The organism is Rhizobacter sp. P2_H3 (genome assembly GCF_056403355.1).
On record NZ_JBFUFQ010000399.1, the window covers coordinates 1 to 2829 of the forward strand.

The 2829-nt window shown below is 66.5% G+C and carries 3 protein-coding genes; all 3 read right to left on the reverse strand.

Features of this window, described 5'->3' with window-relative positions:
- Window positions 1-68: 68 nt before the first annotated feature.
- Window positions 69-527: a phage tail protein gene (locus AC1D1T_RS31495; RefSeq protein ID WP_047505134.1), complete on the reverse strand. Its 459-nt coding sequence runs from the start codon at window positions 525-527 to the stop codon at window positions 69-71.
- Between the two features lie 66 nt (window positions 528-593).
- Entirely contained in the window at window positions 594-2222 is a 1629-nt protein-coding gene (locus AC1D1T_RS31500) for a phage tail sheath family protein (protein ID WP_477993294.1), read from the reverse strand.
- A gap of 33 nt (window positions 2223-2255) precedes the next feature.
- The coding region (locus AC1D1T_RS31505; protein ID WP_477993296.1) for a hypothetical protein at window positions 2256-2829 on the reverse strand (574 nt) is incomplete at its 5' end.

Sequence of the window (2829 nt, forward strand, 5' to 3'; positions counted from 1 at the left end):
CGAGGGCCCCGGGGGAAGCGGCGGCGCGGGTGGCGGCAGCGGCGGTGCCGCGGGGATGCCCTCCGCCATCAGGCGTTGGCGATCGTGAGCCCCTCGTGTGCGATCACGATGGTCTCCACCGCCACCTCGTTGCCTTGCGCCTTCAGGTCGGTGCCGGTGATCTTGGTCGGCCAGGCGTTCGTCAGCGTCCACACCATCGTCGCAGCACCTGCTTCATCGAGCAGGCTGATCGTCACCGGCTTGCGCTTGATGACGTTCATCTTGATCTCGTTGAACCAGTCCCACAGCTTGTTGTCGGACTTGAAGACGCCCTTCTTCATCGTCACGTCGCTGTACTTCTTCATGCCGGGCATCTTGATCACCGAGAAGGCCGGGCTGTCACCGTGCCGGTACTCGATCGGCTGCGCCTCCACGTCGAGGCCGGAGACTTCCTGGAAGTGCATTTCCGCCGCATCCCACTTCACCGAGAAGCGGAACTTGGGAAGCGGCCACACCGTGGTCGATTGCGCTGATCCGTCGTCTGCCATGGTCTGCCTCCTGAAGGGTCAAATGATGATTCGTGAAGCTTGTCGAAGATCGCCACCAACGCGCGATCACGACTTCTGCATCTGCTGCTGGAAGGTGATCTCGATGAACTCGGCCGGGCGGCTGATCGCCACCAGCACCGTCACGCGCAGGATCCCCTCGAGGATGTCCTCGGGCGTCATCGTCTCGCCCAGCCCCACGTGCACGCTGAACGCGTCGTCCGGCACCGCGCCGGCCAGGCCGCCGCGCTTCCAGATGCCGGTCAGGAAGTTGGTGACCATGCTCTTGATCGTCACCCAGGTGTTCGACACGTTCGGCTCGAACACCATCGCCTTGGCCGCCAGGCGGCACGACTCCTCCAGCATGATCATCGTGCGCCGCACGTTGATGTAGCGCCAGTCCAGGCTGTTGCCGTCCAGCGTGCGCGCGCCCCACACCAGCACGCCCTCGCCGATGAACGAACGGATCGCGTTGATCGACTTGCCCTGCGTGGTGACGTTCAGGTCCTCCTGGTCCTCGTGCGAGATCGTCACCGCCGGCGACACCACCCCGTTCAGGCTCACGTTGGCCGGCGCCTTCCAGACGCCGCGCGTGTTGTCGACCATCGTGTAGATGCCCGCCATCGCCGGCGACGGCGGCATCAGGTTCAACCGGTTGCGCGCCTCGGCCATGATGGTGTTGAACAAGGTGCTCGACGCGCCCAGGCTCTTGTTCAGCAAGGCCTTGTGCGTCTCCACCGCCACCTTCAGCGCGGCCGGGTCGAGCAGCTTCTTCTTCTCGTCGTCACTCTTGTCCGAGGCGTTGATGTCGGTCGTGATCTCGGTCGTCCACTGGTCGTCGGTCTTGCTCACGTCCTGCACCGCCTTCCACTGCTGCGCGGTGCGCGCCGGCGTCYTCGGGTCGAGCTGCGCCGGCAGCGCCAGCTCGGCCATCAGCAGCTGGATCAGCACGTCGGGGTTGGCGACGCGGGTGTAGTCCAGGTCCTTGTCCTGCACCACCGTCGTGTTGACCCACGGGTAGTACGCCGTCGCGAAATCGAGGAAGTTCACGCCCAGCGCACCGCGGAAGCCCTCGATCGGGTCGACGCCGGTCGCGTTCTTGCGATCGAGGTGCCCACCCCACACGTCGAGGATCGCGACCCGGCTGCGCATGCGCCCGCCGCAGTGCTGCAGCATCGCCTGCTGCACCGAGATGCAGTCCTTGGCCGACAGCAGCACCGCATCGGGCACCACGACCATCGTCGGCTCCTGCTCCTTCACCAGCGGCTCGATGCCGGCCATCAGCTTGTCGGGCTCGATCAGCGGCGTCTTGTCGTACTCGCCGACCGACACCACGTAGCACGGGCCGCCGCCGTTCTGGAAGAAATGCAGCATCCCGTAATACAGCAGGAAGCGGCCGCCTTCCTTGCCGTCGGCCTGGGTCAGCAGGAACTCCTTGTCGCCGGCCTTGAAGGCGGCGACCTGGTTCGGATCGGTCTTCTCGGCGATGCCGAACTTCGGGTCCGGCCCGAAGCCGAAGTACTGGTGGTACTCCGCCATCGAACCGATGCGCCACGGTTTCATGTTCAGCGACTTGCCCGCGTTCTCGGCGCGCTGCGTGTAGCCGATGAAGGCCGGGACCGCGGTGGCCACCTCGACCACCGAGTTCGGAAAGGCATTCTTCTCGACGATATAGACGCCGGGGGTCTTCATAGCCATTGCGGCCTCCTCTGCGGTTAGAGCCTGTAAACACTAGCGATGCACATGGATCTCGGAGACCAGGCGGCTTTCGCCGCCGATCTGCTCACGGGCCAGGAACTGCGCTGCCGCCACCGGCAGACGCTTGACCAGCACCTTGTCGCCGCCGCGCTGGCGGCTGCGCAACTGGAATCGACGCTCGCTGCGCTGCGCGAGCGCGATCGGCGCCCGCGAACGGATGGCCACGAGCGGCGCGCCGTTGTCGAGACGGTCCGGCGCGGGTTCGTCGAACTCGACGCCGCTCGCCAGGTCGACGACCTGCAGCTGCGGCTCGGGCCACTCGCCGTGCAGGCAGTATTTCCACACCGTCGCCCGCGCCGCGAGCCGCACGGTGTAGTGCAGCGGTGCCGGCGGCAAGGCCGCCAGCGGCACGCGCAGCACCGCGAGCGGCGGCATCAGGCGGGCGCCGCTGCCCGACGCGTGCCCGAGCGACTGCGACACCAGCGGCCAGGTCAACGGGCGCACCTCGGCCTGCGAGACGGTCTCGCCGGCATGCAGGCGGGAGGAGGACGAAACATCGGACGATGCATCGCCGGCATCGAACCACAGCAATTCGCCGGGCCACTGC